The organism is Anabaenopsis tanganyikae CS-531 (assembly GCF_029891675.1).
GTDB lineage: Bacteria > Cyanobacteriota > Cyanobacteriia > Cyanobacteriales > Nostocaceae > Anabaenopsis > Anabaenopsis arnoldii.
Window position 1 is genome coordinate 1 of the sequence record NZ_JANQDF010000038.1, and the last position, 26,557, is coordinate 26,557.

23 protein-coding genes are annotated in these 26,557 nt (G+C 41.1%); 9 read left to right on the forward strand and 14 right to left on the reverse strand.

Annotated features, from left to right (window positions below; translation table 11 throughout):
* Positions 1 to 29: 29 nt before the first annotated feature.
* Complete coding sequence (locus NWP22_RS04105) at positions 30 to 272, reverse strand: hypothetical protein (RefSeq protein WP_271734239.1); 243 nt, start codon at positions 270 to 272, stop codon at positions 30 to 32.
* A gap of 678 nt (positions 273 to 950) precedes the next feature.
* Here NWP22_RS04105 and modA point away from each other — a divergent pair.
* From modA to NWP22_RS04120, 3 genes are read left to right on the forward strand one after another with little or no spacing between them, the layout of a single operon-like run.
* Positions 951 to 1,745 (forward strand): molybdate ABC transporter substrate-binding protein, encoded by a 795-nt coding sequence (gene modA, locus NWP22_RS04110; protein ID WP_271734240.1) that lies wholly within the window; start codon positions 951 to 953, stop codon positions 1,743 to 1,745.
* Between the two features lie 42 nt (positions 1,746 to 1,787).
* Positions 1,788 to 3,617, forward strand: coding sequence for a molybdate ABC transporter permease subunit (gene modB / locus NWP22_RS04115; protein ID WP_271734241.1), 1,830 nt, complete (start codon positions 1,788 to 1,790; stop codon positions 3,615 to 3,617).
* Positions 3,618 to 3,652: 35 nt separating this feature from the next.
* Complete coding sequence (locus tag NWP22_RS04120; RefSeq protein ID WP_280801553.1) at positions 3,653 to 4,786, forward strand: substrate-binding domain-containing protein; 1,134 nt, start codon at positions 3,653 to 3,655, stop codon at positions 4,784 to 4,786.
* Here NWP22_RS04120 and NWP22_RS04125 read toward each other — a convergent pair.
* Positions 4,783 to 5,490 (reverse strand): HAD family hydrolase, encoded by a 708-nt coding sequence (locus tag NWP22_RS04125; RefSeq protein WP_280801554.1) that lies wholly within the window; start codon positions 5,488 to 5,490, stop codon positions 4,783 to 4,785. The two genes, NWP22_RS04120 and NWP22_RS04125, sit on opposite strands and share 4 nt — an antisense overlap.
* An 880-nt stretch (positions 5,491 to 6,370) precedes the next feature.
* On the opposite strand from NWP22_RS04125, the gene NWP22_RS04130 reads away from it, so the two are divergent.
* Both NWP22_RS04130 and NWP22_RS04135 read left to right on the forward strand, forming a co-directional pair.
* Entirely contained in the window at positions 6,371 to 7,207 is an 837-nt protein-coding gene (locus NWP22_RS04130) for an alpha/beta fold hydrolase (RefSeq protein ID WP_280801555.1), read from the forward strand.
* Positions 7,208 to 7,236: 29 nt separating this feature from the next.
* Positions 7,237 to 8,412, forward strand: a complete 1,176-nt coding sequence (locus NWP22_RS04135) for an inactive serine/threonine-protein kinase VRK3 (RefSeq protein WP_271734245.1) — start codon at positions 7,237 to 7,239, stop codon at positions 8,410 to 8,412.
* On the opposite strand, the gene NWP22_RS04140 is transcribed toward NWP22_RS04135, so the two are convergent.
* The 4 genes from NWP22_RS04140 to cdf31 form a co-directional block, all read right to left on the reverse strand.
* The gene (locus NWP22_RS04140; RefSeq protein ID WP_271734246.1) at positions 8,398 to 11,100 is read right to left on the reverse strand and encodes a hybrid sensor histidine kinase/response regulator; all 2,703 of its coding nucleotides are present in this window, start codon (positions 11,098 to 11,100) and stop codon (positions 8,398 to 8,400) included. The two genes, NWP22_RS04135 and NWP22_RS04140, sit on opposite strands and share 15 nt — an antisense overlap.
* Positions 11,101 to 11,116: 16 nt before the next feature.
* Positions 11,117 to 11,581 (reverse strand): response regulator, encoded by a 465-nt coding sequence (locus NWP22_RS04145; RefSeq protein WP_271734247.1) that lies wholly within the window; start codon positions 11,579 to 11,581, stop codon positions 11,117 to 11,119.
* 4 nt (positions 11,582 to 11,585) lie between these two features.
* Complete coding sequence (locus NWP22_RS04150; RefSeq protein ID WP_271734248.1) at positions 11,586 to 13,844, reverse strand: sensor histidine kinase; 2,259 nt, start codon at positions 13,842 to 13,844, stop codon at positions 11,586 to 11,588.
* Between the two features lie 404 nt (positions 13,845 to 14,248).
* Positions 14,249 to 15,136: a CDF family zinc efflux transporter Cdf31 gene (gene cdf31, locus NWP22_RS04155; protein ID WP_280801556.1), complete on the reverse strand. Its 888-nt coding sequence runs from the start codon at positions 15,134 to 15,136 to the stop codon at positions 14,249 to 14,251.
* Between the two features lie 429 nt (positions 15,137 to 15,565).
* On the opposite strand from cdf31, the gene NWP22_RS04160 reads away from it, so the two are divergent.
* Positions 15,566 to 15,922, forward strand: coding sequence for a hypothetical protein (locus NWP22_RS04160; protein WP_271734250.1), 357 nt, complete (start codon positions 15,566 to 15,568; stop codon positions 15,920 to 15,922).
* Positions 15,923 to 16,268: 346 nt separating this feature from the next.
* On the opposite strand, the gene NWP22_RS04165 is transcribed toward NWP22_RS04160, so the two are convergent.
* The 3 genes from NWP22_RS04165 to NWP22_RS04175 form a co-directional block, all read right to left on the reverse strand.
* A complete protein-coding gene (locus NWP22_RS04165) occupies positions 16,269 to 16,514 on the reverse strand; it encodes a DUF4327 family protein (RefSeq protein WP_271734252.1) in 246 nt (81 codons plus the stop codon).
* Between the two features lie 528 nt (positions 16,515 to 17,042).
* Complete coding sequence (rbfA, locus tag NWP22_RS04170) at positions 17,043 to 17,447, reverse strand: 30S ribosome-binding factor RbfA (RefSeq protein ID WP_271734253.1); 405 nt, start codon at positions 17,445 to 17,447, stop codon at positions 17,043 to 17,045.
* A gap of 109 nt (positions 17,448 to 17,556) precedes the next feature.
* Positions 17,557 to 17,763 (reverse strand): DUF751 family protein, encoded by a 207-nt coding sequence (locus tag NWP22_RS04175; protein WP_271734254.1) that lies wholly within the window; start codon positions 17,761 to 17,763, stop codon positions 17,557 to 17,559.
* A gap of 144 nt (positions 17,764 to 17,907) precedes the next feature.
* On the opposite strand from NWP22_RS04175, the gene NWP22_RS04180 reads away from it, so the two are divergent.
* Complete coding sequence (locus tag NWP22_RS04180) at positions 17,908 to 18,735, forward strand: DNA adenine methylase (RefSeq protein WP_271734255.1); 828 nt, start codon at positions 17,908 to 17,910, stop codon at positions 18,733 to 18,735.
* Here the strand turns inward: NWP22_RS04180 and NWP22_RS04185 are convergent.
* The 3 genes from NWP22_RS04185 to NWP22_RS04195 form a co-directional block, all read right to left on the reverse strand.
* Positions 18,732 to 19,211 carry a PD-(D/E)XK nuclease superfamily protein gene (locus NWP22_RS04185; RefSeq protein ID WP_271734256.1) on the reverse strand — a complete coding sequence of 160 codons (480 nt, stop codon included), beginning with the start codon at positions 19,209 to 19,211 and terminating at the stop codon, positions 18,732 to 18,734. The two genes, NWP22_RS04180 and NWP22_RS04185, sit on opposite strands and share 4 nt — an antisense overlap.
* A 428-nt stretch (positions 19,212 to 19,639) precedes the next feature.
* The gene (locus NWP22_RS04190; RefSeq protein WP_271734257.1) at positions 19,640 to 20,860 is read right to left on the reverse strand and encodes a HetZ-related protein; all 1,221 of its coding nucleotides are present in this window, start codon (positions 20,858 to 20,860) and stop codon (positions 19,640 to 19,642) included.
* 451 nt (positions 20,861 to 21,311) lie between these two features.
* On the reverse strand, positions 21,312 to 21,962 hold the full coding sequence (locus NWP22_RS04195; protein ID WP_271734258.1) for an L-threonylcarbamoyladenylate synthase: 651 nt from the start codon (positions 21,960 to 21,962) through the stop codon (positions 21,312 to 21,314).
* Between the two features lie 167 nt (positions 21,963 to 22,129).
* Here NWP22_RS04195 and larC point away from each other — a divergent pair, with 167 nt between their 5' ends.
* Entirely contained in the window at positions 22,130 to 23,386 is a 1,257-nt protein-coding gene (gene larC / locus NWP22_RS04200) for a nickel pincer cofactor biosynthesis protein LarC (protein WP_271734259.1), read from the forward strand.
* A 12-nt stretch (positions 23,387 to 23,398) separates the two neighbouring features.
* On the opposite strand, the gene NWP22_RS04205 is transcribed toward larC, so the two are convergent.
* Both NWP22_RS04205 and NWP22_RS04210 read right to left on the reverse strand, forming a co-directional pair.
* Positions 23,399 to 24,007 (reverse strand): hypothetical protein, encoded by a 609-nt coding sequence (locus NWP22_RS04205; protein ID WP_271734260.1) that lies wholly within the window; start codon positions 24,005 to 24,007, stop codon positions 23,399 to 23,401.
* A gap of 29 nt (positions 24,008 to 24,036) precedes the next feature.
* On the reverse strand, positions 24,037 to 24,603 hold the full coding sequence (locus NWP22_RS04210; protein ID WP_271734261.1) for a DUF6658 family protein: 567 nt from the start codon (positions 24,601 to 24,603) through the stop codon (positions 24,037 to 24,039).
* A gap of 321 nt (positions 24,604 to 24,924) precedes the next feature.
* Between NWP22_RS04210 and NWP22_RS04215 the strand changes: the two genes are divergently transcribed.
* Positions 24,925 to 25,836 (forward strand): lysylphosphatidylglycerol synthase domain-containing protein, encoded by a 912-nt coding sequence (locus tag NWP22_RS04215; protein WP_271734262.1) that lies wholly within the window; start codon positions 24,925 to 24,927, stop codon positions 25,834 to 25,836.
* The last annotated feature ends 721 nt before the right edge of the window (positions 25,837 to 26,557 follow it).

Genomic DNA, 26,557 nt, shown 5'->3' on the forward strand with positions numbered 1-26,557 from the left:
ATCCTAATTAAATGCAGCGATTCAAGTCATTAGTAAGCGTAACTAAATGACTTAGCTAGTACGGTCACATGACCAATAGCATAGGTGGTTACAAAGGCTTCAGCTAACTTAGTTAATGTAGACATATCGCTGACATATCCAGTGCTAGTGTAACCAATTTCGCTACCGCCGGAAATAGCATCTACATCTTTAAGTTCATTGAGAAAACTTTCAGAATCTTGAAATAATTCCACACCAGCATTGTTGAGTTCAGAAAGAATAATGTTAGCCATTTGATTGCTCCTCAAGTAATCTTTGATTTCTTGTTTACTGTTTAACAATTAAACTCAGTTCGCTTAACTGTTACTGCTATTTTTATTCACCCAAATCAAGAAAGTCAAGGACAAAAACAGTTTTAAATAGACTTATAATCGTGATTATTGTCTTGTTTAGCTAATAATTTAAGTCTGATAAATCCTTATTTTTATATATGTAAGTGGCCATGTTAAGCAAAATATAAAATCACTAAAAATCTATTTTCTCTTGTTTAATTTTCCGGTTTAGAGGGTAATATAGCCTTTTTCAGGCTCATGAAGTACACACCAATTCCCTATTCCCTATTCCCTGTTCCATCAAACTAAAAAAAATGTACCTCACGAGCATGGGAAATGCTCTAATTACCAAAAGTACTGTTATTACTGGCTTTAAACAGGGTTTTATGTCTTAAATGCCAGATAAAAGCAGAAATATTGGCATTATGTCAGTTATACTTGCTACAGAATTTAAATTCAGTTAATGTGTAAATATGAACCAGCAGCTTTATAGCCGCCTGGAAATTTTATAGCAGTAACCACAAGTGTTAGGACATTTCCCTGTTCGGTGTGTTCCCTGTTCCCTGTTCCCTTAAAACCACAATTATGATGTCCTAACGTGTATGCGTAGTGCTATAGTTACACACCAAAAATAAAAATATGAATAAAAAACAGATTCTGGGTTGGATTGCTCTAGCAGTTACTAGCTGTATCCTAGCTATCACCTTACCTTTAATCACTTTCATACCCTCACCAGCACAGTCAAACATCAACTTACTAGTATCTGCGGCCGCTAGTACCAGAGATGTACTCACAGAAATACAGGACATTTATCAACAAAGTAAACCAAACGTCAATATCACATATAACTTTGGGGCTTCTGGCGCACTACAACGACAAATTGAACAAGGCGCTCCAGTAGATATATTTATTTCTGCTGCTAGAAAACAAGTGGATGCACTAGAACAAAAAGGACTTTTACTACCCGGTACTCGTACCAACTTGGCAAATAACCGCTTAGTCTTGATTGTCCCCAAGAATAGCACCGGCATTAATAGCTTTTTCAACTTAACACAGACTCGAGTTAGGAGAATCGCTGTGGGAGAACCCAGAAGTGTCCCCGCAGGAGAATACGCAGACCAGGTATTCAAAAAACTAGGTATTTTTGAGCAAGTGAAGCCTAAATTAGTTTTAGCTAATAATGTGCGTCAAGTTTTAGCAGCGGTAGAAAGTGGCGATGCTGATGCTGGTTTAGTATACGCCACAGATGCCAAAATTTCCAGCAAAGTCAAAGTTGTAGTGGCTGCTGATCAAAAATACCACTCTGCAATTGTTTATCCCATGGCGGTAATTAAAACCAGTAAAAATATCCCTGCGGGCAAAGAATTTCTCAATTTTTTATCAAGTAACCAAGCAAAAGCTATACTCAGGAAATACGGGTTTATTGTGAGTTAATGAATCATTTAGGATTGCTATATACACAAATTACTAATTAATATGGATTTATCACCCCTGTGGATATCACTAAAGACCTCACTACTGGCCACAGTTATTACCTTTTTCCTGGGGATTCTGTCCGCTTACTGGATGTTAGGATACAAGGGTAAAGCCAAGTCATTCATTGAAGGAATCTTTGTCGCACCTTTGATTTTACCACCTACAGTTGTAGGCTTTTTATTACTACTATTTTTTGGCAGAAATGGCCCCGCAGGTAAACTGATGCAGCCCTTGAATTTCAGCATTGTTTTTACTTGGTATGGTGCAGCCATTGCTGCCACTGTGGTATCATTTCCCATCATGTATAAAACAGCTTTAGGAGCCTTTGAACAAATTGATGGCAATCTTCTAAGAGTAGCCAGAACCCTGGGAGCTTCTGAATCAACCATCTTTTGGCGCATCAGTTTACCCCTCGCATTTCCCGGAATTGTGGCGGCCACCAGTTTAGCTTTTGCGCGGGCTTTGGGTGAGTTTGGCGCTACCCTGATGTTAGCGGGTAATATTCCCGGACAAACTCAAAATATCCCCATGGCAATTTATTTTGCTGTGGAAGCTGGGGCGATGAATGAGGCCTGGTTTTGGTCGATCGCCATCATGAGTATTTCCCTATCTGGCATTATTGCAGTTAACTTGTGGCAAGAAAACCGGGGGAAGAATAAACAGCCAAGTTCGCCATTTCCCATAGGACTGAGAAATCAGGAATATCAGAAATGTCAAACTGCTTCTAACACTAAATCAGGATTATTCGTAGATATCGACAAAAAACTTCCCGGCTTTCACCTGCAAGTATGTTTTAGTAGTGATAGTAATACCTTGGGGTTTTTGGGAGGTTCAGGCGCTGGCAAAAGTATGATTTTGCGCTGTATTGCTGGTATAGAAACACCTACAAAAGGAGTGATTATTTTAAATGGGCGGGTGTTATTTGATTCTCGTCAGGGAGTTAATTTACCTCCACGCGATCGCCGCATTGGTTTCTTAATGCAGAATTACGCTTTATTCCCTCACATGACTGTCATGCAAAATATTGCTTTTGGTTTACCTCCAGGGTTATCAAAGTCAGAGATTAAACAACAGGTACAAGCGCAATTACTAGCTGTTCAGTTACAGGGATTAGAGAACCGCTACCCCCATCAACTTTCCGGGGGACAGCAACAACGGGTAGCTTTAGCTAGAGCTTTAGCCATCAAACCAGAAGCATTATTATTAGATGAACCATTTTCCGCCCTGGATACCTATCTGCGCCACCAATTACAAGAACAATTAATTGAAACCCTGAGCGCTTATTCAGGGGTGACCCTATTTGTCACCCATAATCTAGAAGAAGCCTATGAGGTATGTCAACAGTTGTTAGTCATGTCTCAAGGTCAAATTATTGCTAACGATGATAAACAAAATATTTTCGCCCATCCCAATACTTACACTACAGCCCAGTTAACAGGTTGTAAAAACTTTTCCCCAGTCAAGGTAGTATCGGACAGTCAAGTTAAAGCTTTAGATTGGGAATGTACTCTCAAAGTCAGAGAACCTTGGCCGCAATCTCCCGCTTATATAGGTATTCGCGCCCATCATCTAGACTTTACAGATCACCCTGATGGTGAGAATACTTTCCCGTGCTGGTTAATCAAGACTAGGGAAACACCCCACAGGGTAACGTTATATTTACGACTGCACAATTCAGTCAGTAACAGTGATGATTATCACTTGCAAGCCGAATTGTTTAAAGAGAAATGGGTTAATTTAAAATATAAACCTTTCCCATGGTATGTGCGTTTAGATATGGGGAAACTTTTTTTAATGGCGGACAATCATCACCATTTGACGGTATCTTAAAGAAGAAGAAACCACAAAAACTCAACGCCTAAAACGTGGTCAAACAGGACGAACTTCGCAACAAGTTAAAACAAACCAGAATCCGCTTGGGTATGAGTCAGCAAGATTTAGCTAATTTGGCTGGCGTTACCCGTCAAACTATTAGCGGTGTAGAGTCGGGACAATATGCACCATCCACTACTATAGCCCTACGATTGGCAAAAGCCCTGGGTTGTCAAGTAGAAGATTTATTTTGGTTAGAGCAAGATTTACCGGAAATCACCGCAGTACCCGCCTATAATGTACCCCTAGGTGAAGCCCAAGTCGGTAATCAATGGATTGCTCATCCTTTAATTGGTCAAGATGCCTTCCGTACTGAAATGATACCAGCCGATGGGGAAGGCGATCGCCTACCCGGTAAAAATACCATGGTCGTCCAGTTGCTAGATGAACCGGTAAATCTGTATGATACAGTGATTTTGGCAGGTTGTGCGCCCGCTTTATCCCTATGGGCGCGCGCTGCGGAACGTTGGCATCCTCACCTGCGAGTACACTGGATTTTAGATAACAGTATGACAGCACTGCACCGACTGCGCCGGGGGGAAGTTCATCTGGCGGGTATGCATATGTACGATTCCCAGACAGGAGAATATAATACACCCTTTGTGCGTTCCATCATCAAAGATGCGACGACGGTATTAATTAACCTGGGTATCTGGGAAGAGGGAATGCTCACCCAACCCCATAATCCCTTAGGATTAAAAAGTATTGCAGATTTAGCCCAGCCTGGTGTCACCATTGCTAACCGCGAAGCTGGGTCAGGTAGTCGCCAAGTGTTGGAGCGATCGCTACAAGAGGCAAATATACCATTTACAGCCGTCAAAGGATTTGACCACATTCTCCACGGACACTTAGAAGTAGCCCAAGCAGTAGCTACGGGTAAAGTAACATCTGGTATCAGCACTGCATCTGTGGCCGCAGCCTTTGGCTTAGGATTCATCCCTTTACAACAATCAAGATACGACTTAGCTGTTCTCCAGCCATACTTAGATGAAGCCCCCGTACAAAAGTTACTGGGTACATTAGGACATCGGCGGGTACTCTCACAGCTAGAGGCTATTGGCGGTTATAATACCAGTCAAACTGGGGAAGTAGTGGCTACAATCGAAGCAATTACAGGTAATTCCTAATTCATGTTTGGGTGTTTTAGGTTCTCAGGAACTTTCAATTCTTTAACCCTCGGTGGTAATAATTCCCCCACCTCTTCCAGGGATTTGAAAACTCCATAAGCTAAATTGCTAATTTCAGGGGATGGTTCTTCAATATCGGGAACCATAATGGCACACATTCCCGCCTCAAAAGCAGCTTCCACACCCACACATGAGTCTTCAAACACTATACACTCTGCGGGCGCAATGTTCATGCGGTGACTCGCTTCTAGAAAAATATCTGGTGCTGGTTTACCCTCAGCTACATCTTCACTGGTGACTATTATGGTGAAATATTGCTTAATCCCCGCATTTGTTAAACGTCGGATGGCTCTAGTACGTCCCGTTCCGGTGGCTAATCCAATCATCATACCCAGGTCATTGAGTCTTTGCAGCAAATCTAAAACTCCTGGTTTCATTGGTAGACCTTCTCGTAATTCCCGCTCATCACCAATGGCGATACGTTGGGTAGTCACTGAGTCAAATGGTAAACTTTCTCCGTAAACTTTTTTGAGTAATTTTTCCCGCCATGATAAGTCTCGTCCTACCAGTGACCTGTATAAATTATCGCTCATTATATAGCCATGCTCTTTGAGCGCCTGTTTCCACGCCCATCGAGCAATACTTTCTGTATCAAATATCAGGCCATCCATATCAAAAATTGCGCCTCGGTAACTTGATAACACTTTGACGACCTCAATAGTTATTATATTTAACTATTTAACAATGTTTTGCCGCCACTAACAAACATCTGTAGGGTCTGATAGCAGAGCATGGCCTTAAGGATAAGGCTCTGTTCTTTTGAGAAAATATTTACATATAGGACTCCTATTTGATTTTTGAACAAGACTCAGTACACACGGCAATTCTTCTTACCTGTTCGGTGTTCGGTGTGTTCCCTGTTCCCTACCTAAACAAATCAATTCACAAACCAAACCGGATTTCTATATAGCAATCCTAAATGATTCATGAACAATTTCTGTTCCCTGTTCCCTGTTCCGGTGTTCCCTGTTCCCTACCTAAACAAATCAATTCACAAACCAAACCGGATTTCTATATAGCAATCCTAAATGATTCATGAACAATTTCTGTTCCCTGTTCCCTGATCCGGTGTTCCCTTTCCTCACTCATAATTTCTCAAGTCAAATAGGATGACTATATTTTCTAAAAAAAATCTAAATGATCTCCCAAAGTCTTTGATAAGTAACATTGTTTACGGTATTCATATTCATGAATCAATTATTAGTAGATGAAGTGGTTATAAATAGGATTTAGGAGAATATTTTGAATAAGGATTTATTAGCTTTTTTAGCTAGTATAATTTTCAGTGTTCTCACCATAAACCTGATTAAAACACTGAATCTACCTACATTTGTTACTTTCAGTATTGCTATTTATTCCAGTTATATATTGATGTTTTTTATCCTGTTGCATCATTATATTTCTCAACATAGAAAAAAAATTAAATAAATTTGTCTCTAGTCTCTGCGTTATCCCATGGTCTAATCTATGATGAGTGTTGACTGTTGACTGTAAGCACTTGTATAAACCTATACCTTTGTTCCCATGCCTTTCCGTCAAACCTTATCAAAATCTGATATCGAACTTTCCTATTTAGAGTGGAAACAAGCAGAAGAACCTTTATTGTTATTGCATGGTTTAGCTGACAACGCTTTGGTGTGGTCCAGCTTGGGAGATGACCTAGCCCCACAATACCACATAGTTGCCCCAGATATGCGTGGTCATGGTGAAAGCAGCAAGCCAGAAGATGATTATACCTTTGCAAGTGCGATCGCAGACCTAGAAGCCCTCATGGATCATCTGGGATGGTCTTCCACCCATGTGGTCAGTCACTCTTGGACAGGAAAACTCGCCGCTATCTGGGCGAGAAAAAACCCGCAACGTTTACGCAGTATGGTTTTAGTTGACCCGATTTTTATCTGGAAAATGCCTAGTTTATTGCGGTTAACTTTCCCCCTGTTATACCGTTATCTATCTTTCCTCAAGGGTATGGGACCATTTGCTAGTTACTCCGAAGCTGAAGCACAAGCGCGTCAGTTAAAACAATATCAAGGATGGAGTACTTTACAACAAAACGTATTTCAAGGGGGAATTGAACCAAAACCCGATGGGAGTTGGGGTAGTAAGTTTACTATAGCAGCTCGCGATCGCATTTTTGCAGATGTTATGTGTGTACCCGGTTTTATTTCCCCCGTTGATACTCCTACCCTGTTCATACAACCAGAACAAGGTCTCAACCGCCTCAACTGGCAAATTAAACCTTACAAAACTTATCTAAATAATTTGCGCCTTTGCCAAGTTCCTGGTAATCATTGGCCATTTTTGACAGAACCGGAAGCATTTAACCGGACTGTAGCAGCATTTCTAGCAGAACGTAAATAAAAGCAGCCTGACTTTGACATTATTTGATCATGAGCCTTTGTATTAATCCAGTTTGTCCTCAACCTCATCACCCAAATAATCAAGACCGGTTTTGTCAGAGTTGCGGTTCCTCCTTGGAACTACTAGGACGTTATCGGGTGCTCAGTTTGTTGAGTGACAAAACTGGGTTTAGTAAAGTCTACGCAGCCACCGAACAAAACACGCCTAAAATCCTCAAAGTCTTGAATCAAGAGTTATCAAATGACCCAGAAGCAGTAGACTTATTTTGCCAAGAAGCCTCTATTTTGTCAAGTCTGAATCATCCAGTTCTGCCCAAATTTGCCGGATATTTTCAGCATGAAACTAGAAATGGTTTGGTTCTCCACTGTATAATCATGGAAACAATGGAGCAGCCTCATTTGGATATGTGGCTAGAGCAGCAAAATAACCTGGGTTCACCAGGGGAAGCTGTGGATTGGTTAAGAAAATTTATACCTACAAATATCACCCCCACACAGCCATCAAAGAAAGTTCCTTTACAAGGACTATTAGCGGCTCTGTTAGCTTCTTTGGGGATTCTGGGTTTAATCTCTTTATTCATATATTCTCCCCAGTTTGCCACCTTGACACCATCCACACAATCTCCCCAAAGAAAAGGGATGGTTGATTACTTTCCTTATCAGGAAGGTATGGATAGTCAAGGTAAAATTGCTAAGTTTAATATAGCTGTTTTGTCAGTTAAATATAAATGGTTACCTGGTAGCAATTTTCAAGTTAAATATAATGATGAAATTATTAGTCTTGACCTTCTCAAATTAAAACTACAGCCAGAAAATATCCAGCAACTCATGCAAGAACCTAGTGAAATTATTGCTGTGGGTCTGGCGAATTGTGGCGGGAAACCAGGAGTTAAACAACGCCTGGCTTTAGAACGCGCCCAACAAATTCAAGGTTTAGCAACCAGATTATTTCAGAACACACCCAGCGTTAAAAGTTATCGTTTGTTAAACCTGGGTCAATTTCAAGCAAGCACCTGTCAGCAAAATCAGGACTTGACCGCATACCAAACAAGTATAATTATCATCGGGGTGAAGGAAGCACCAGCAGGTCTGATTTTAGATGAAGCCTTAAGAGATAGGTTAACCAATAAACCTTTCGCCGATTTTAAGTTAGAAAATTACTCTCTGGGTTCTATCAGGCAATTTAAAACTTTATTCAGTAAATAAAGGTAACTTAACCGTAAAAGTAGCCCCTAGCCCTTCCCCAGGACTATGGGCTTCAATAGTACCCCCGTGTAATTCTACCAAATGACGAGCGATCGCTAAACCCAGTCCCAAACCAGTTTGTTGATGACTACACTCTGCCTGATGATACCGCTTAAACACGTGGGGCAGAAACTCCGGTTTAATACCCACACCAGTATCACTCACCTGAATACGTATTGAAGACTGATCATTTTTTGCTAGTTGTACTTGCACTTTGCCACCAGATGGGGTAAACTTAATAGCATTGGAAAGTAAATTACCTAAAACTTGTGACAATCGATGGGTATCCCCAACTATAGGGGGGATAGATTCATCAATCACAGACTCTAAATGAATGCCTTTACCACTGGCATCCGGGTAAACAGTTTCCACAGATGCTTTGACCAGACTCACCAGATTGACTGGGCGGAGTTCTATCTGTAGCTGACCCCGGAGGATACGGGTCATATTTAACAGATCTTCCAAAAGTTTAGACTGAGATTGAGCATTACGCTCGATAGTTTCTAAAGCTCTGTCAACTGTATCTGGAGGTAGTTCACGAGTCCGTAGTAATTTAGCCCAGCCGAGAATGGCATTAAGTGGCGATCGCAAATCATGAGATACCATAGCCACAAACTCGTCTTTAGTTTGGTTAGCCGTTTCCGCGGCCGTCCTGGCTGCTTGTTCGAGCTGTAACAGCCTATCCCGTTCAGCCTCTAGCTGCTTGTGCTGGTCTATGTCAGTGCTAGTACCAAACCACTTAATCACCAGTCCCTGGTCATTCTTAATTGGTAAACCCCTAGCTAAATGCCAACAATAGCTACCGTCAAATTTCCGGTAACGCGTTTCCGTGTTCATAGCTTCTCCTGTCTCCAAGGCTTTTATCCCGGAGTGGATAACCGAGGGAAGATCATCTGGATGTATAACTTGTCGCCAGCCTAACCCTAGGGCTTGCTCCATAGTTTGACCCGTAAATTCACACCACTGTTGATTTACATACTCGTATTCACCCTCAAGATTGCAAATCCACACCAATTGTGGAATGGCATTAGATAAATAACGGTAGCGTTCCTCACTGTCGCGCAAAGCGGTTTCAGTAGCCTTGCGATCGCTAATGTCCGTAGCACTGCCTACGGCTCGTATGATAATCTGACCATGAGGGTCTCTGACAATTATGCCCTGGTCTAATATATAGCGATACCCCTGGTCTTTATGAAGTATTCTATACTCAAGAGAATAGTATTGACCCTTACTAAGAACATTTCTCCATTGCTCTCCCACACCCTTTCTATCTTCGGGATGAATTTTCTCCATCCACCATTTATGGGTGGGAACTGCTTCTGCTAAGGAATAACCCAAAATTCGGGTTAAACCCTCAGTTCTGCTAACAGTATTATTCTTAAAATCTATGTCATAAATTAAACAATTGACCGCAGCAGCCGCTAGTTGAAAACGCTCATTACTTAAACGCAGCTGTTCCTCTACTTGCTTACGCACAGTGATATCAAAAGCTGTACCCACAATGTGGCGCGGCGAACCGTCAACACTCCTGTTAAATACAGTATCTCGACTGACAAACCACCGCCATTCACCATTGGTGTGGCGCATCCGGTATTCAAATTCGACAATTTCACCATCCCCAGCCGAGTTAATTACTTGCAAGTGTCTAGTAAATCGTACCCAATCTTCAGGATGCATTAACAACGGGAGCAACTCAGTACCCATGTCCTGAATTTCTTGGGCAGTATAACCCAGGAGTTTGGTAAATTGATTATTAGTATAGATATTCTGCTGTTGAATTAAATCATAAACGTATAACATCCCTGGTATAGTATTAGTAATAGCTTCGATAAACTGCTGACTATTGCGTAACTTATCTTCCGCCTGTTTTTTCGCGGTGACATCTCGCCAAGAAGCAACGAAGCCATCCCCCATTTTACTGATGCGAATATCAATCACTTTAGCTGATTGCCGTCTCTGGTCACAAGCAGTCCAGACGACAGACTCTTTCTCCAAAGGTTGACCTGTTTCTACCACTCGACAACATTCATCAAACAAGCCATTATCGCGGATATTCAGGAGAATGTTGCACAGATATTCCCCCTGGACACCTGACATAATTTGGCTAAATTCACAAGCTGCGGCGTTCATATAATCCACACGAAAGCCCAGTATTTCCCCCATCTGCTGACGTACAGCCGAAAAAATGCCGAAACAATCCAGCATATTCTCAATGGAGGTGCGGAAACGTTCCTCACTGCGTTGCAGCTCTTGACTAAGTTGCACATTTTTAATCGCTGAGTGAATCGTTGAGCGCAAACGCTCACCAGTGGTCTGTCCTTTCACTAAATAGTCTTGAACACCACTTTTCATTGCAGCCACAGCCACAGTTTCGTTACCATAACCAGTTAACATAATCACTGCTGGCATGATTTTCTGTGACTGCTGTTGTAATTCTGCCAGAAATTCCAAGCCATCTAAGTCCGGTAGTAAAAAGTCTAATAAAATCGCATCAGGGTGAAACTGCTGACACAATTTCAAGGCTCCTTCCCCTGACTCCTCTTCCATGACTGTGTAGATGTATTCCTGGTCTTGCAGTAGATAACGACGATAGGCCTGGCGGTCTTCCTGACAATCATCGATAATCAAAACAGTAACCGGTTCTGTCATAACTATTTACTAACAGCTATGGCTTACGCCATGCTACGCTATCGGGGAGGATGACTATATCTAACCAATAAGTGATGAAACTTTGAAGAGTTTCCACCAGTCTGTTAATATCAATGGGCTTTAACATATAACTAGCAACGCAAGATTGATAACATACTTCAATGTCTTTGGGATTAGATGATGTGGTAAATACAACTACAGGGATATATTTAAACTCCTCATCCTGCTTGATTTTCTGTAACACTTCTCGCCCATCAGTTCCCGGTAAGTTCAGATCGAGCAAAATAATCGACGGACGCGGTAAGTTTTGAGTATTACTGTAAATCCCGGTGTGGTAAAGGAAGTCCAGCGCCTCATCCCCATCAGTACAGCGAAACACAGGATTAACTACAGCTTGTTTCTTCATAATCCGACACAGGGCTTCAAAATCTTCGTCGCTATCTTCAATTACAAGTAAAGGCTTGGTAAGATTGCCAATCATCAGTTTATTTCACTCCTTCTAATGTGAAATAAAACGTAGTACCCTCGCCATAGGTGGAATCTACCCAAATTCTCCCCCCGTGTCTTTCTACTATTTTCTTAGCAATGGTTAACCCCGCTCCTGTACCTCCCCCATATTTACTGGGAGCGTGTAGTCGTTTGAAAATTCGGAAAATTGACTCAAAGTGTTTCTCTCGAATCCCAATCCCATTATCTCTCACATAAAATATCGTCGGGGATGGTGCTTCCTCTATGTAACCTATGGAAATCCATTTATTGGCTTTATCATTGTATTTGATGGCGTTAGTAATCAAATTGTTAAACAGTTCACCTACTCGGACGCGATCGCAATACACTGTCGGTAGGGGTCTGGAAATCTGAATATCTACTTTCATATCCTCAATCCGCGGACGCAATAACTCTAAACTACCATTTAGTACATCATTCAGATCCGTGGGAGCCATAGCCAGGTCTGCTCTCCCCAATCGAGAAAAATGCAGCAGTGAATCGATTAAATCCTCCATCCGCTGAGTGAGACGGATCAACGTTTCTAACTTTTTCTTACCTTCTTCATTGATCAGCCCGCCGTAATCTTCCATCAGGAAGTTAGAATAATTGTGAATACCCCGCAGAGGCTCCTTTAAATCATGGGACGCTATATAGGCAAAAGCATCTAATTCTCTATTACTCCGTTCCAGTTCCACATTTAGCTGTGCTAATTCATCCGCTTTGCGCAGCACTAACCCAATAATTGCACTTCTCAACTCCAGCGCTGCATTTATTTCATCGGATTTCCAAGGGAGAGACTTTAATAGTACTGTTTCTTGCCATAACTCAAAGGATTTGCGCGGTGATAGGCGTATACTGCCATTTTCTTGCGCTTCTACCGGTTTATTGGGATTACCACCCCAATCTACAGTTTGCACTACCTCCGGGCGAAACCATAAAACATAGTTTTTCTGAATTGGGGAAATGGAAACTACCATCAAACCACTAGCCACATCCCGCAATTTCTCTGCTTCTGGGTAAACTTGAGATAGGGAATCAGTGTAGAAAATCTCCTCCTTTTGGTTTTCATAAATCCATTGTACTAACTCTTGCACCTCCCGTTTTTCCGGAGTCTTCCCCACCGTAAAATATTCGCCATCAAAGCATACTGCTGCTCCTTGAGCATTGACAATATTTAACAGATTTGGGTCGTGGTTAATTAAACCATCAATGAAGTTCTGTTCCAATGACATATACTCCACTAAGTTGGAGTTGCAAGATTGCAAATACAGCTTATATTCAATATCCTCATGCTCTTCTTTACATGCAATTTCTAAAGAGGCTATTTGTCCTAAAAATTCACAAGCATTCCGAATTTCATAGGGGATAAATTTCGGTGCTTGGTGATGACAAGCAATTAATCCCCACAGTTTTCCATCTTTCATAATCGAAATTGACATCGAAGCAGTCACGCCCATATTCTGCATATACTCAATGTGTAAAGGCGAGACGCTCCTTAACACAGAATTACTTAAATCTAAAGGTTCCTCAGTTAAAGGATTATTCCTGGGCACAATTACCGCCGGTTCATAGTCTATATTTGGTATCAGTCTCAGCCAGTTTTGGCTATAGAGTTTTCTCGCTTGTGCGGGAATGTCCGAGGCTGGGTAATGTAATCCTAAATAAGATGTCAGATATTCTGGCTTTTCTTCAGCAATAACTACACCATTCCAATCCTGATCAAATCGATAAACCATCACTCTATGGAAACCAGTAATTTTCTTAGTTTCCTTAACAAGAACCCGACTAAATTCTCCTATATTTGATGCTGCTTTTAGCTTGGAAATTGCACTTTTTATCAAGTGGTAAAATTTGAAAAAAGCATCACCTCTTTCTGCTACCCTTGGTTCTAATTCTAAAACTAAACCCCCCTGATACCGGTGAATAATTCCATCAAAACTCACAGGATGATTATCCACATTTATGCTCATTTCTATCGGATTAACAATTGGTAAATCATCTTCATTTAAAGACTCTTTTATTAACCTAATTTGCTCGGCATCCAGTAATTGGCTGAGATTTTTATTGATTACTTCTTCTGGAGGTAAACTAAAGAATTTGAGGAGATTATCACTAACTTGGAGGATGGTTAAATCCGGTTCTTTGAGCGCAAAAATCACTCCATGAGGCTGAATAGAGCCAGGAATATGAATAGGCTCTTTGTTACAGTTGCTGACATCAATTGGGAAGGGGATAGTAATATCGTTATTACTCACGTTTAATTCCTGATAGCGTCTCTGTGGCCTGGGTTCCATAGATTATAAGTAGTTTTGAGACTAGCTCTACTATTGTGATTTAGCAGTTCTGTGTCAAACATTCTTCATGCTTGGATTTACATAGTCCTTTATCCCAGCATAACCATAGGACAGACATAATTAATTGCATTTAAACTCATGACTGCTAACTGTCTGGAGTAGCAGTTGACAATTTATGTAAAATTGCTGTTTTTTCGCCTAAAACTGTATTTGCAGCTGGGTAAATAAAATTTAAATAATGTTAATTATAGTTACATCTTAATATAAAGTATCAATCTTTTCAACTAGTGTCTTTTCAGTCAATCATTCATCCCACCCTGTTCTATGACTACGCCACGCAAGCTATCGGTTAGACGTGGGGAGTGTCAAGCTTTAGCTGATTTGCTCTGGTATACCGGCGGCTCGATATGAATTAAAATTCTAGTGGGGTTGAAATGTCTTTCTAGTCGCCTTTCTACTTCTTCACTAATTTTATGGGCTGTTTCTACATCTACTGCATCTATAATTAAATGTATTTCTATGAAGACTTGGCGACCTAAAACACCCCGGGAGGCGATGTCATGACAATTAATCACCCCAGGAACAGCAGTGGCGATCGCCTCAATGGTTTCCGGTGCGATCGCCATTTGATCTACCAACCAAGGTAAATTGCTTTTCAGCACTGACCAAGCACTCCCCAATACTAACAAAGCGACAGGAAAAGCTAACACCACATCCAACCATTGATAACCTCGCCAAACCCCTATCAAACCCCCAATTACAGAAATGGTCACCCAAACATCACTCATGGTGTGTGTAGCATCAGCAATCAAAATTGCACTACCTAAACGCTGACCTACACGACGTTCGTAAAAAGCAACAAAAATATTGATACCTAGCACCACAAGCAATAACCACAACTCTACTGGGGATATCTCTACAGGTTCACTACCTTGAGTAATTCGCTCCACTATACCTTGCAGAATTTCAAAGCAGGCGATGACCAACAGAACCGCAATTCCTAAAGCTCCCACAGATTCAAATTTCTGGTGTCCGTAAGGGTGTTCTCTATCTGGTTCCGGCGCAGAATATCTATTGGCAACTAACCCTAAAATATTACTGGCTCCATCTGTCATACTATGTAAGGCATCAGCTAACAAGCTTAAAGAGCCTGTAGCATACCCCAAAAATCCCTTCAATCCTACCACCAACATATTCAGCAGTAAGGTGATAATTAACACCTTTTGTATTTCCGGGCGGTTGTCCTTAGTCATAAAACATATTTAAAATTTATTGCTATGACTTGTAATATAAAACTTCCAACCCAGAATCAATATGTAAAAATATTACACACTGTTGGCTATATCTCGCTATAATCGCTGTTATTCAACTACTTTACTGAGATTTTTTTTAAATAAACTTTCATCTTATCCTAGTAAAAATACGTTTTCCTCCCCTAAAATATATGGCTTACCCCACGGAAGCCATAGCATATTTTATTGTTAGTCTTGGTAATAGGACTCCTATTTGATTTGTGAACAATTTCTGTTCCGGTGTTCCCTGTTCCCTGTTCGGTGTGTTCCCTCCGATAGTGCAAGCGATCGCTATCCGGTACAAGTTTTGTCAATACCACCTATTCGGGTAAGATAGGTAATATTATATGGCTGACACCACTCTACGCTATCAATCTTGAGAAATAGCTCATGTCTTACACTCCTCTAACCCTGAATCTGATTTCCGGTTCTGTTTCCTTCAGCTTTTCAGCCGAAAAAGCACGGGAATTAAAAGCCGCCATAGATAAATTAATGTTAAGTCTCAAAGCTGTCGCCGCTAAAACCAATAATCCCAGCGTCGGTAAAGTTACCCCTCAGCCTCCCCTAGAATATCGCTACACTGGTGAAGTATTTTTAGAGATTTTTTGTAATCCCAATATTTGGCCGAGTCCCTTTGCTGCTAAAGTTCTCCTTACTGTACGCGACTTGAATATTCGCTTAACTACAGAAGCTGAACTGACACAAATTCTTGAAGATGTTCACCAGTATTTAGAACAGGTAGGATGAACTATCAAAAAATTACCGCAGCAGTTTCATATGTTAAACTACTACGGCAATTTAATCTATAGTAAAATACTAAATTTTCAATGAGTGGCGCATCTAAACCAAAAATTGCCTCCACCCCTTCTTAACTGGCAAAATTGTATATATTCAGGTTCTAATGCTGCTTGCGTTAGTGCAAAAACTAAGATTCTGCATGAGGAAATACATATCAAAACTAGAGATTATCCGTTCCAATTCGCCATGAAATCCCTTGCTCTCAATTACAAACATCCCAGTTGACAAGCTCACCGCCCTAAAAGTGCTGTGATTCCTTAATCTGTAAACAGAGAATTCCAAATCTCAAGACCGATTAGTCATTGTCCCATTCTTCTCGGCCAATTAGGTCGCCAATGCGATCGCGCAATAAAAAGTCACATCTTTCTAACTCACACTCCACGCCTACCCACTCTCTAGCTGGTATATATTGACACAATGTATATATGGGCTGTTGCCGGCTAACAATTCCCTTTTGTACCAGTCGGCGTGCTTCGTCTTGGATCAAATCCAAAGAGTAGTAGGAGTAGTAATTGATAGAAGGCACCGTATTCACAGTCATGGTTTTTACTCACAAAGTTTACAAGTAGGCATTGTTCCCATCAAACACTAGGAACAAACATGAACAGCATCAGACTTGTGGCTAGGATTTTGTAGTTTGCTATACGGAACTAATCTTATTTTGACGCTATACACCTTCAAATTATCTAAAGAAATGTTAAGAATGTCAATAAATTATAACTTTCAGACGAAAAGTACTAGGATTAATGCTTTCAGGGCAATTAAGGGCAATTAAATTAACTTACTGGCAAGATCATGTCAATATTTCTTGGGGTTTTGCTTATATGAACTATAAGTATATTTTATGACATAGTATTATAGCATATAATTCCTGATAATTGACAAATAATTAGCCGAAACCTCAATGAGCATCAATAAATTGCAGTAATAATGGGAATGTTGCCAGAAAATATCCTCATAGTTAGATTAAAACAGACGTGATCACATCCCGTCTGTTAAGTGTTTAGCGAATTCACTAGGAATTAATTGTTCTCAAGTGACATTGTTAGCGAGTTACTTCTTCTCAAGATTAATCATCTTCATCGCTAGTATTATCCGCTACTTGCGTATTTTCTGGCGATCGCTGATACTCCAGTTGGTTTAAAAGCGACAGCACCTTAGTACCCCGCTCTATAGAATCGTCCTCAATAAAAATCACTTCTGGTGTGCGACGCAGCCTAACTCGTGAACCAAGTTCGCTGCGGACAAAACCAGTTGCAGACCTTAACCCCGCCATTGTTTCTGATTTAGCCGACTCTGTACCATAAATACTGACGTAGACCTTGGCGTGTTGGAGATCACCAGAAACATCTACATAAGTAACACTCACCATTCCTGTACCTACACGGTCATCTTTAATACCATGGAGTAGCATTTGGCTAACTTCCCGTTTAATCAATTCAGCAACGCGGGAAACGCGGCGATTAGTAGCCATAAAGTTGTGCCTCCTCACAGAGGTTGTACGACATAATTATATATAAATTGCACAGGACCGAGTTAGAAGCACTCAATACCCCACACAAGAACACCCTGATGCTTTGAGTCTAGACTGGATTCAAGCCTAGCATCGCCCGCAGTGTAAGACTCACAAACACTAGGCTACCCACAAAGAAACCCAAAAGAGCAATCAGGGTTACAGGGCGTTTTAACAACGGCATTAATGGCTCCACCGTGTTGAGAAACACCCCTAAGAGGATAGTAACAAAGTAGCGCGGGTAGCGAAAGACGTTATCCCAAAATCCGTCAAACATTTCAATATATACTGCCTTGTTATACAATTACACTTGCTTTCACATTTATCTTATTGTAATCTATGCAGCCAAAAAATTACTCAACTCAGATAAAATATGCTGCCTGCGCTATATTTCTTATGTTTGCTAGCTGAGTTGGAATCAATGGTAAGTCAAATATCTCCCAAAATTTTTCCGCGTCCATTTTTAAAGTGGGCTGGCGGTAAAGCTCGGTTAATCACACAATATAATCAATATTTTCCCCAGGAATATCAAACCTACTATGAGCCATTTTTAGGAGGTGGGGCGGTTTTTTTCTATCTCCATCCCCCCGCATCTATATTAAGTGATATTAATACAGAATTAATTACAACTTATCGCTGTGTCAAGGATAGTGTTGAAGAATTAATCTCTCTGTTACAAGCACATCATCAGCAGCATAGTCAAGACTATTACTATCATGTCAGAGCCTCACCGGGAGGGACTGACTTACAACAAGCTGCCCGTTTCATATATCTAAATAAAACTTGTTTCAATGGACTTTATCGAGTCAATTCTCAAGGTAAATTTAATGTCCCACTGGGAAAATATAAAAATCCTAATATTTGCCCGGAAGATATACTGCGAGGCGCATCAGCAGCCCTTAATACCGCGCAAATTAAACAAGCAGATTTTACAGATGTGTTAAATTATGCCACTAGTAGTAATGATTTTGTCTATTTTGACCCGCCATACTATCCTGTCAGTGCAACCAGTTATTTTACAGCTTATAGTCACTATTGCTTTGGTGAAACCCAACAAGTTCAACTCAGAGATATATTTGTAGAACTAGCTCGGCGGGGAGTAAAAGTTATGCTATCTAATTCAGATTGTGACTTTATTCGCCAACTTTATGCCGGCTTCCAGATTTATAGAATATCAGCCAGTAGGTCAATTAATTCTAATCCTAAAAAGCGAGGACAGATCACTGAAGTATTAGTAACTTCCTATTAAAGGTTATTGTTAGACCAGGTAATAAAGCCTCTCAAGTCAAAAACTGCTAATAAGTTTTGATTAGAAACAACTTGTGTTTCTAACCATGAGATGGCTTGTGGTTTCGCGCCTCCACCATCGATTAATACTATCGCTTGTGTGGGATAGCAGTTTTGAATATTCAAGTTCAGATAGGGAAGTTTTTCATCTACTGAACCACTACTTTGCTGCCATTTACATTCAATAATTAGTCCAGAAGCTGGACTGCTACCAATAATATAGAAATCTACATTTATATCGCTGCCATAAATTCCTGGTCCGATATCAACCTGTCTGGCATATCTTTTGGGTATATTATTCGCACTCAAGAGACATTGTAGGCGCTGTTTTCTGGGTAAATCACAGCCAACTTGAAGATATCCATGTCCCTGCAAAGTACCTTCTACACAGTTTTCTAAAACATTACCAGATGTAACTGCCCTTCCGCCTTGACTCATGTTGATTTTGCTTGTTTTGACAGATTTCCTGATTTTAGGATTTCCTACAAGCAACAGTAAATACTATAGCAGTAACCACAAGTGTTAGGACATTTCCCTGTTCCGGTGTTCCCTGTTCCCTGTTCCGGTGTTCCCTGTTCCCTGTTCCCTTAAAACCACAATTATGATGTCCTAACGTGTATGCGTAGTGCTATACGTTAATAAATTTTTAATTTTGCCACCTGAACAACAAATATAAAATAGTACCTTTGTACTAAAATAAATAGGCTTCGCAGCAGATGATCAAACTATCAAACCATTGGATAGTCAGCATTTGACTTTTGCCATAATTTCCCCATCTTTTTGAGTGAAGTAGTAGAGGTAATTTTTTATAGTTTTTGAGTTATTGATGGGGAATTAAGATCGGTTGATCTGCGATAAATTCACATTTAACTGGCTTGGATATGATTCTCGCCATTACGAATATCCCATGCCACTTCTAGCATTTGAGTCCAGCGCTTTTGCAGCTGCTTAGGTGTACATTTTATCGCTTTAGCGATCGCCTGATCACTGTGTCGAGTAGTTTTCAACTGCAAAATCTGTTGCTGCTCAGGAGATAACACACTCACAAAGATGTCCCATTGTCCAGAAGTTAAACCCAACTTTTGCTCTAGACCTGCACCCAACCATTGATGAACTAATTGCCATTGGTGGTTCTTGGCAAATTTTTCCACATGGTATTTAAAACGCTGTTGTAGATAGTCGCGCTGACGGCTAGTTAAACCCAGGATTTGGTCAATTTCTGGGGCACAGAGGTCTTGTAATTTCAGCTTCAGGTATTCCACACAGTCAGACTGACCTTGAGATTCCAGGTATTTTGCCAATTCCGCAATCACGCGATCGCGCTCCGACTCCTCCGACGGATCAAAATTAGTTTGAGCAACCATCTGGGATCTAATCTGTTGCACTGCCGAGTGACGCTGGTAAGATTCCGCATCTTCACTCCTAGTAGATTCCACCGCCATTTCAATATCTACAGTAGTTTCTTGGGGCTGACGACGAGCAAAACCTTGAGCGCGAAGGATAATCAATTGCTGATTATTCCCACCAGGTAAATTAATTCGGCGTTTAGCATATTGCTCTGTAAAAGCCATGTATTCTGCCAATTGCAACTGAGTCCGGGGTTGATAATCTTCTGACAATTGGTTTTCCCTGCGGAAAGCTTTAATAGCTTCGATGTAAAACGCTTGTAAAAAATCTTCAATCAGAGTGTAACGAGCATTAAACCCCAACTCTGAACCAGCAGTCGCGACATGACGGTAAACCATAGCACCTAAATTACTATGTAATTCCACCCTCCCCCGACGGGAACCTAGTTGGTAGTAATGTAGGCACTTTTGCAGGCGATGCCTAGCTAAATTAAGTTGCCATGACTGGACTTCTCCAGATTCTTGGATACGGGAGCTTTTATGACATATTCGTTCAACTTCTGTAGCTATACGCTGTGATACTGCTTGTACACACTCAGATGCCGCTTTCACAGACAAAAGCATTTCTTGATACAAGAATTGTCTCAAGCTATTGTCATCGTCCTGGAGCAATTCTGCAGGCGAAACATTGCAGAAAACAGCAGATTTTGAAGTTGGTAGATTTACAAGGTTGGCTTTCATGACTTTTCGGTGAGTGTGGTATTGCACCATAACTACAACGCAGGTACAGCAAATAAGGCCAGCCTTGGCTGGAGAACTATTTAGCATTCTCAAAACCCACTGCAAGCACTGCTCAGATACAAGACTGTAGGCAATTGAAAAATTTACACGGAAAATAGTGTGTTACTTCTTATAGATGTTCTCGCCTCAGTGAAGTACACGCAAGAGTTAATCAACCACAGATGTGAGGCTAACTATGAGAACGGCAAATACTATATATCAACCAGCAGGTTAGATATGACACATAGATATTTACCACGCCTCAAATGTGGTTAAAAGACTTGCTATCTCTACATTTATTGCCATTGTGTTTTAACCACTGCCAGATAATGTAAGTATGTCACTCTCAAAACTTGAGTTTTTCTATGACATTTCTGGAGAAACTAAAAGATAAACCTGTGTAGTTTGTTTGTTATACCCAAGCTGCTGCTGCTTCCCAACCTAACCCCTGCCTTGTGATCATTGGTTCGTCTCCCGTTAAGTCCAAAATCGTAGACACTTCATAAGTTGATTCCTCCCCCGTGTCTATAATTAAATCTACTAAATTATCCAAACGGTCAAACAGTTCCATCCGCGATAGTCTAGGTTGTAAATCTAGGTCTACAGGTTCATCATCTGGCGGTAAATGTGCCGAAGTGGAAATAATCGGATTTTCCAATGCTGCTAGCAATGCCAAGCATACCGGATGGTCTGGTACACGAATCCCAGTAGTTTTTCGCTTAGGACTTTGTACTAGTCGGGGTACTAACTTGGTAGCAGGTAGTAAAAACGTGTAAGTACCAGGTATCAAGCGCTTCATAATCCGATAGGCTGTATCACTGACAAACGCATAAGTTGCCACATTTGATAATGAAGGACACAAAAATGTCAGTGGTTTATCATTGGCTAGCTGTTTAATTTGCCGCACTCGTTCTACTGCCGACTTGGCATTTAAATCACAACCAATAGCATAAACTGTGTCTGTAGGGTAGAGCATCACTGCGCCACTAGAGAGCGCTGACTTTATTTCCTCTATACGTCGAGTTTGTGGATTATCAGGATGGACAGCGAAAATTTTTGCCATAGCCAATTTTGAATTAGAGGTGGACAATTGTGCCAACGAGGAAAAATATCAAATTGAGCGTTACACATATTGTCACCGATATAGATGAGCGCCTGCCTCAAATAGGCCATAATTTACATCAGAATAATTGTGCAAAGTCTAAAAATAAAGTTGTTGAAGTTATCTATATGAGTAAAGTCGCTTATCTTCAATGTCCCACAGGAATTTCTGGTGATATGTGCCTAGGGGCTTTAGTTAGTTTGGGTGTTCCAGTAGAATATTTACGTGAAACACTCAATAAATTGGGGATTGACCAGGATTATCAGCTCACAGCCGAACTTGTGCAACGCCATGGTCAACAGGCCACCAAAGTTCATGTAGATTTACTACATAAGCATCACCATCACGGCCGCCACCTCCCAGAAATTGAAAAAATCATCTGCAAAGCTAACTTGCCATCACGGGTAGAAGCTTGGAGTTTGGCAGTATTTCGACAGCTAGCAGTAGCTGAGGGTGCAGTGCATGGGATCGCGCCAGAAAAGGTACATTTCCATGAAGTGGGCGCTGTAGATGCAATTGTCGATATTGTCGGTACCTGCTTGGGCTTGGATTGGTTAGGGATTTCCAGCAATCATCAAGGATTACCCTTACTATACTGTTCAGCCTTGCCCACAGGAGGGGGAACAGTACGCGCCGCCCACGGTGAAATGGCTGTACCAGTACCAGCAGTATTGAAATTGTGGGAAATGCGGGGTTGTCCAGTTTTTAGTAATGGTATTGATCACGAACTCGTCACACCAACCGGCGCCGCCATCGTTACTACCCTAACTAGAGAGTTTGGTTCACCGCCACCAATGACCATTAAACAGGTAGGACTGGGAGCAGGAACGATTAATTTACCTATCCCTAATATATTACGTCTGTGGCTGGGGGATTCCGCCCATAATTTTGAACATACCAATGCCGATTTAGAAACCATCACCGTACTTGAAACCCAAATTGATGACTTAAATCCCCAAGCCCTCGGCTATGTCTTTGAAGCCTTGTTTACCGTTGGTGCAGTGGATGTGTTCACCCAACCCATAGGAATGAAAAAGTCACGCCCGGGAATTTTACTCACTGTCATTTGCCATCCTGAGAATTTACTCCCTTGTGAAGCAGTTTTATTTCGCGAAACCACTACTTTAGGAATTCGCCGCAGCACCCAACAGCGCGCCATTTTACAACGGGAAATTCAATCAGTGGAACTGGAATATGGCACTGTCCGGGTTAAAGTTGCATGGCACCGACCAAGACAAGATCAGCGTATTGCCAACGTCCAGCCAGAATATGAAGATTGTGCACAATTAGCTCGAAAGCATAATATCCCCTGGCGCGAAGTTCAACGATTAGCATTACAAGCTTGGTATTTGCAGCATCATCAATCTGGAGTTAATTACACCTAGTTTTACCTGGTATTAATCTATCTCAATTTCTCTGATTCTCCTTTTCACTGCCTCCGCTGCATCCTCCCCTTGGCGTTGAACACTCTTTGCGGTGTCCTCCGCGCCGCGTTGGATATTTGTCGTCAGGTCTTCGGCAGTGCGTTCAGTGCTTTTCTCAATATTTTCTACTCCGCGCTGAGTCCCCTTAATCACACCTTTACCTAATTCCTCTGCAGAACTACCAATGTCCTCCCCCAAACGCCTGACCCGCTCATCTAAAGGTGTACCCTCCTGATAATTGCGAATATATTGCTCCGAGCTATCAATACCCTTTTTTTGAACGTTTTCCCGCGCTTTTCTCGCCAATTCTGCGGCTCTAGCATTTGCTTCTCTTTCAGCCCCTTTGGCTCTAGGATCGACATCACTAAAGTTATTCATTCCACCTTCTGGGGTGTTAAGTTTATAAATTTTTGTCGGGTCGTATCTTTCTACATTAGGCGGTTGACCACTGGGTTGCGGTGGCTGTTGAGCTATCCCCGCACGATTACAAGCCTGTGTCGTTAACAGCAATGTTACTGCCACAAAGACTGTTAAAATCTTCACAGGACTAATATTTTTTAGCCAATTAATGAATTTCTTCATAACTTTACTCTTGTGATGCTTTTAAGTTTCTACTTACCGACTGCTGGATTTTTTTGTAACTCAGGTCTAGAATTGGCTTGTTTTGCCTTTTCTTGTAAAAAACCAGAAGCTTCTTTAACTGAATCTTGTACTCTTTCCACCCGTTCTTGAATGCGAGTTCCTATATCCGGTTCTCGTTGAATCCAACCACCAGGCGCAGGTCTTTGGAAGTTTTTGTCAGTGATGATAGGCAATTCTTTTTCTTTTTCAACTCTACCTTGAGGTGTATCCGCACCGGGGTAAAGTATTTCTGAGTCTCTACTTATGGCTATCAAAAGTTGTAAATCTGATTGTGAACTAGCTCGATCAATTTCTTTTTTCTCTTCTGAATTAATCGCTTTAGTATCTGTACTCATCCTATATTTAGTATATTTATCTCCACCACCTTTATCAGGATTATTAGCACCACCAGCCTGAACTGCAGGGTTTTGTGGTTTTGATCCTTGAGGATTTGCTCCACTACAAGAAGTAGTAACTATCAACAATAGACCAGCTATAAAGATAATCACAAACTGGCGTAGTTTTAACTTTTCCCAGAAAGCTATCATATTGTCCATCAAATCCTCCTTTTACAGGAAAATAGGTTACCCATTTAATTGATTATTTGATAGCATCAGCAAATTCTGACATTTATCGGTTAACAGATATCAATTTCATCCCTGTTTATCTATGGTTCCTAAGCTTTCCATTTACTCACCGGATTACAAACATCTATGTTTCATAACCCCACTCAAGATTAGAAATAAAACTATCGGTTAACCTCTAGCGTAGGTAACATTATACTTGCTACCAAAATCAGACTATGATCTAACTGTAGAGAGATTAATACCAGCAATTGATTATATTCGGGTGATTTAAGATATCTTTATTTCTTGCAAATGACGAAGCAAATTTTACGCGGACTAATTTTCGGTGTAACCATATTTTTTTTAGCGAAAGCCCTCAAGGATCATTGGTATGAGGTGATAACAATCCAAGTTGATGCAGTCGCATGGGCAATTCTGTGCATAGCCACAGGGGTAACTTTACTAGCACATATTTGGGGTGGTTGGATATGGACTTGGATTCTCCACGACTTAAATCAACCAGTCCCACCTGTGGAATTTATTCAGGTCTACCTCAAAACCAATATTGCTAAATATTTACCTGGTAATATCTGGCATCATTATGGCAGAATTATGGCAGCGAAAAATGCTCAGATTCCTGTGAGTGCTGCTACTTTAAGCGTATTACTCGAACCCCTATTAATGGCGGCCGCAGCTTTAATTATGATTATTATCTTCGGTAATCAATTTGCCCCTCATCGTATTACCGGTTCTGTGCAAATATTACAATTTTTTAGTTTGGCTGTAGTCCTGGTTGGTGTTCATCCCCGATTTGTAAATCCGGTGATTTGCTTCTGTCAGAAAATCAAGGTGAAAAGGTCTGCTACTGAGCTTACTATTCCTTTGCAGGTTAAACGTTATCCCCTTAGGGCTTTGTTGGGGGAATTGGGTTTTTTAGTCTTGCGTGGTTCTGGGTTTGTTTTAACTGTTTTTGCCCTGACTCCATTGCATTTGAGCCAATTACCTTTATTATTAGGTGCTTTTTGCTTTTCTTGGTTATTAGGTTTTGTGCTTCCCGGTGCACCGTCCGGCTTGGGTGTGTTTGAACTGACAGCCATGGCTCTTTTGCAGCATCGGTTTCCTTCTGCTGTGATAATTAGTGCGATCGCTTTTTATCGTCTGGTTAGTATTATCGCCGAAACTGCTGGTGCTGCCCTAGCCTCCCTAAATAAACCCATACCCTAAGATTGTGCCAAAAATCAAACCTGCCCATGTTTAACTAGGCAGGTGTACTTTTACGTTAAATTTTTAGTGGGGGTGGAGGGACTTGAACCCACACGACCTTTTACGGTCAACGGATTTTCATTCTCTCGCAGTTTTCACTACTGCCGGGTTTTGACAACCTGCGGCTTTGAGAATTGGACTCTCCCTTTACCCTCGGCTTTACGTTAGGGTAGCTGCCGTCGAGTCTCTGCACCTTCCGATTAGTTATGAGTTTTAACACTCAGCACTTGTTTCGGCTTGGCTCAGGATTGCCATATCTGTGAACAGATTTAGGTTTCCCTGAGTTTGACAGCTTACACTTGAAAGATTTCTCTATCAAGGCTCAGTTTTCTAAGTCCGTAGCGTCTACCATTCCGCCACACCCCCGTATCTATATATGTTGGGTAGCCCTTTTGTTTAATGCAGCCAATCTACTTAGTTTACATTAGCATCAAGTAGGTCATTTGTACAAGCCAATTGATATTTTTTTTCCAGATTTGGTAGTTTATGGTTTTGCTTCCTAGTTTTCTGGGATTGAGTATCTACAATTGTGCTTAACTTCAACTGCTATATAAAACCTAGACAAAGCTAGACTTTACTTTCTACTTCAACGGGAGCATGGGAGCGGTTATCCCTTAGTAGACTTGCACGCCTTAGCCAGACGCGATATTTCTCTTAAGATTTACAAGAAAGACTACCGCTA

What these genes read in the sequence shown, in the direction of transcription:
- NWP22_RS04105 (WP_271734239.1), bottom strand. Translation starts at nt 272, where the DNA reads ATGGCTAACATTATTCTTTCTGAACTCAACAATGCTGGTGTGGAATTA.
- modA (WP_271734240.1), top strand. Translation starts at nt 951, where the DNA reads ATGAATAAAAAACAGATTCTGGGTTGGATTGCTCTAGCAGTTACTAGC.
- modB (WP_271734241.1), top strand. Translation starts at nt 1,788, where the DNA reads ATGGATTTATCACCCCTGTGGATATCACTAAAGACCTCACTACTGGCC.
- NWP22_RS04130 (WP_280801555.1), top strand. Translation starts at nt 6,371, where the DNA reads ATGCCTTTCCGTCAAACCTTATCAAAATCTGATATCGAACTTTCCTAT.
- NWP22_RS04135 (WP_271734245.1), top strand. Translation starts at nt 7,237, where the DNA reads ATGAGCCTTTGTATTAATCCAGTTTGTCCTCAACCTCATCACCCAAAT.
- NWP22_RS04140 (WP_271734246.1), bottom strand. Translation starts at nt 11,100, where the DNA reads ATGACAGAACCGGTTACTGTTTTGATTATCGATGATTGTCAGGAAGAC.
- NWP22_RS04145 (WP_271734247.1), bottom strand. Translation starts at nt 11,581, where the DNA reads ATGATTGGCAATCTTACCAAGCCTTTACTTGTAATTGAAGATAGCGAC.
- cdf31 (WP_280801556.1), bottom strand. Translation starts at nt 15,136, where the DNA reads ATGACTAAGGACAACCGCCCGGAAATACAAAAGGTGTTAATTATCACC.
- NWP22_RS04160 (WP_271734250.1), top strand. Translation starts at nt 15,566, where the DNA reads ATGTCTTACACTCCTCTAACCCTGAATCTGATTTCCGGTTCTGTTTCC.
- NWP22_RS04165 (WP_271734252.1), bottom strand. Translation starts at nt 16,514, where the DNA reads ATGACTGTGAATACGGTGCCTTCTATCAATTACTACTCCTACTACTCT.
- rbfA (WP_271734253.1), bottom strand. Translation starts at nt 17,447, where the DNA reads ATGGCTACTAATCGCCGCGTTTCCCGCGTTGCTGAATTGATTAAACGG.
- NWP22_RS04175 (WP_271734254.1), bottom strand. Translation starts at nt 17,763, where the DNA reads ATGTTTGACGGATTTTGGGATAACGTCTTTCGCTACCCGCGCTACTTT.
- NWP22_RS04180 (WP_271734255.1), top strand. Translation starts at nt 17,908, where the DNA reads ATGGTAAGTCAAATATCTCCCAAAATTTTTCCGCGTCCATTTTTAAAG.
- NWP22_RS04185 (WP_271734256.1), bottom strand. Translation starts at nt 19,211, where the DNA reads ATGAGTCAAGGCGGAAGGGCAGTTACATCTGGTAATGTTTTAGAAAAC.
- NWP22_RS04190 (WP_271734257.1), bottom strand. Translation starts at nt 20,860, where the DNA reads ATGAAAGCCAACCTTGTAAATCTACCAACTTCAAAATCTGCTGTTTTC.
- NWP22_RS04195 (WP_271734258.1), bottom strand. Translation starts at nt 21,962, where the DNA reads ATGGCAAAAATTTTCGCTGTCCATCCTGATAATCCACAAACTCGACGT.
- larC (WP_271734259.1), top strand. Translation starts at nt 22,130, where the DNA reads ATGAGTAAAGTCGCTTATCTTCAATGTCCCACAGGAATTTCTGGTGAT.
- NWP22_RS04205 (WP_271734260.1), bottom strand. Translation starts at nt 24,007, where the DNA reads ATGAAGAAATTCATTAATTGGCTAAAAAATATTAGTCCTGTGAAGATT.
- NWP22_RS04210 (WP_271734261.1), bottom strand. Translation starts at nt 24,603, where the DNA reads ATGGACAATATGATAGCTTTCTGGGAAAAGTTAAAACTACGCCAGTTT.
- NWP22_RS04215 (WP_271734262.1), top strand. Translation starts at nt 24,925, where the DNA reads ATGACGAAGCAAATTTTACGCGGACTAATTTTCGGTGTAACCATATTT.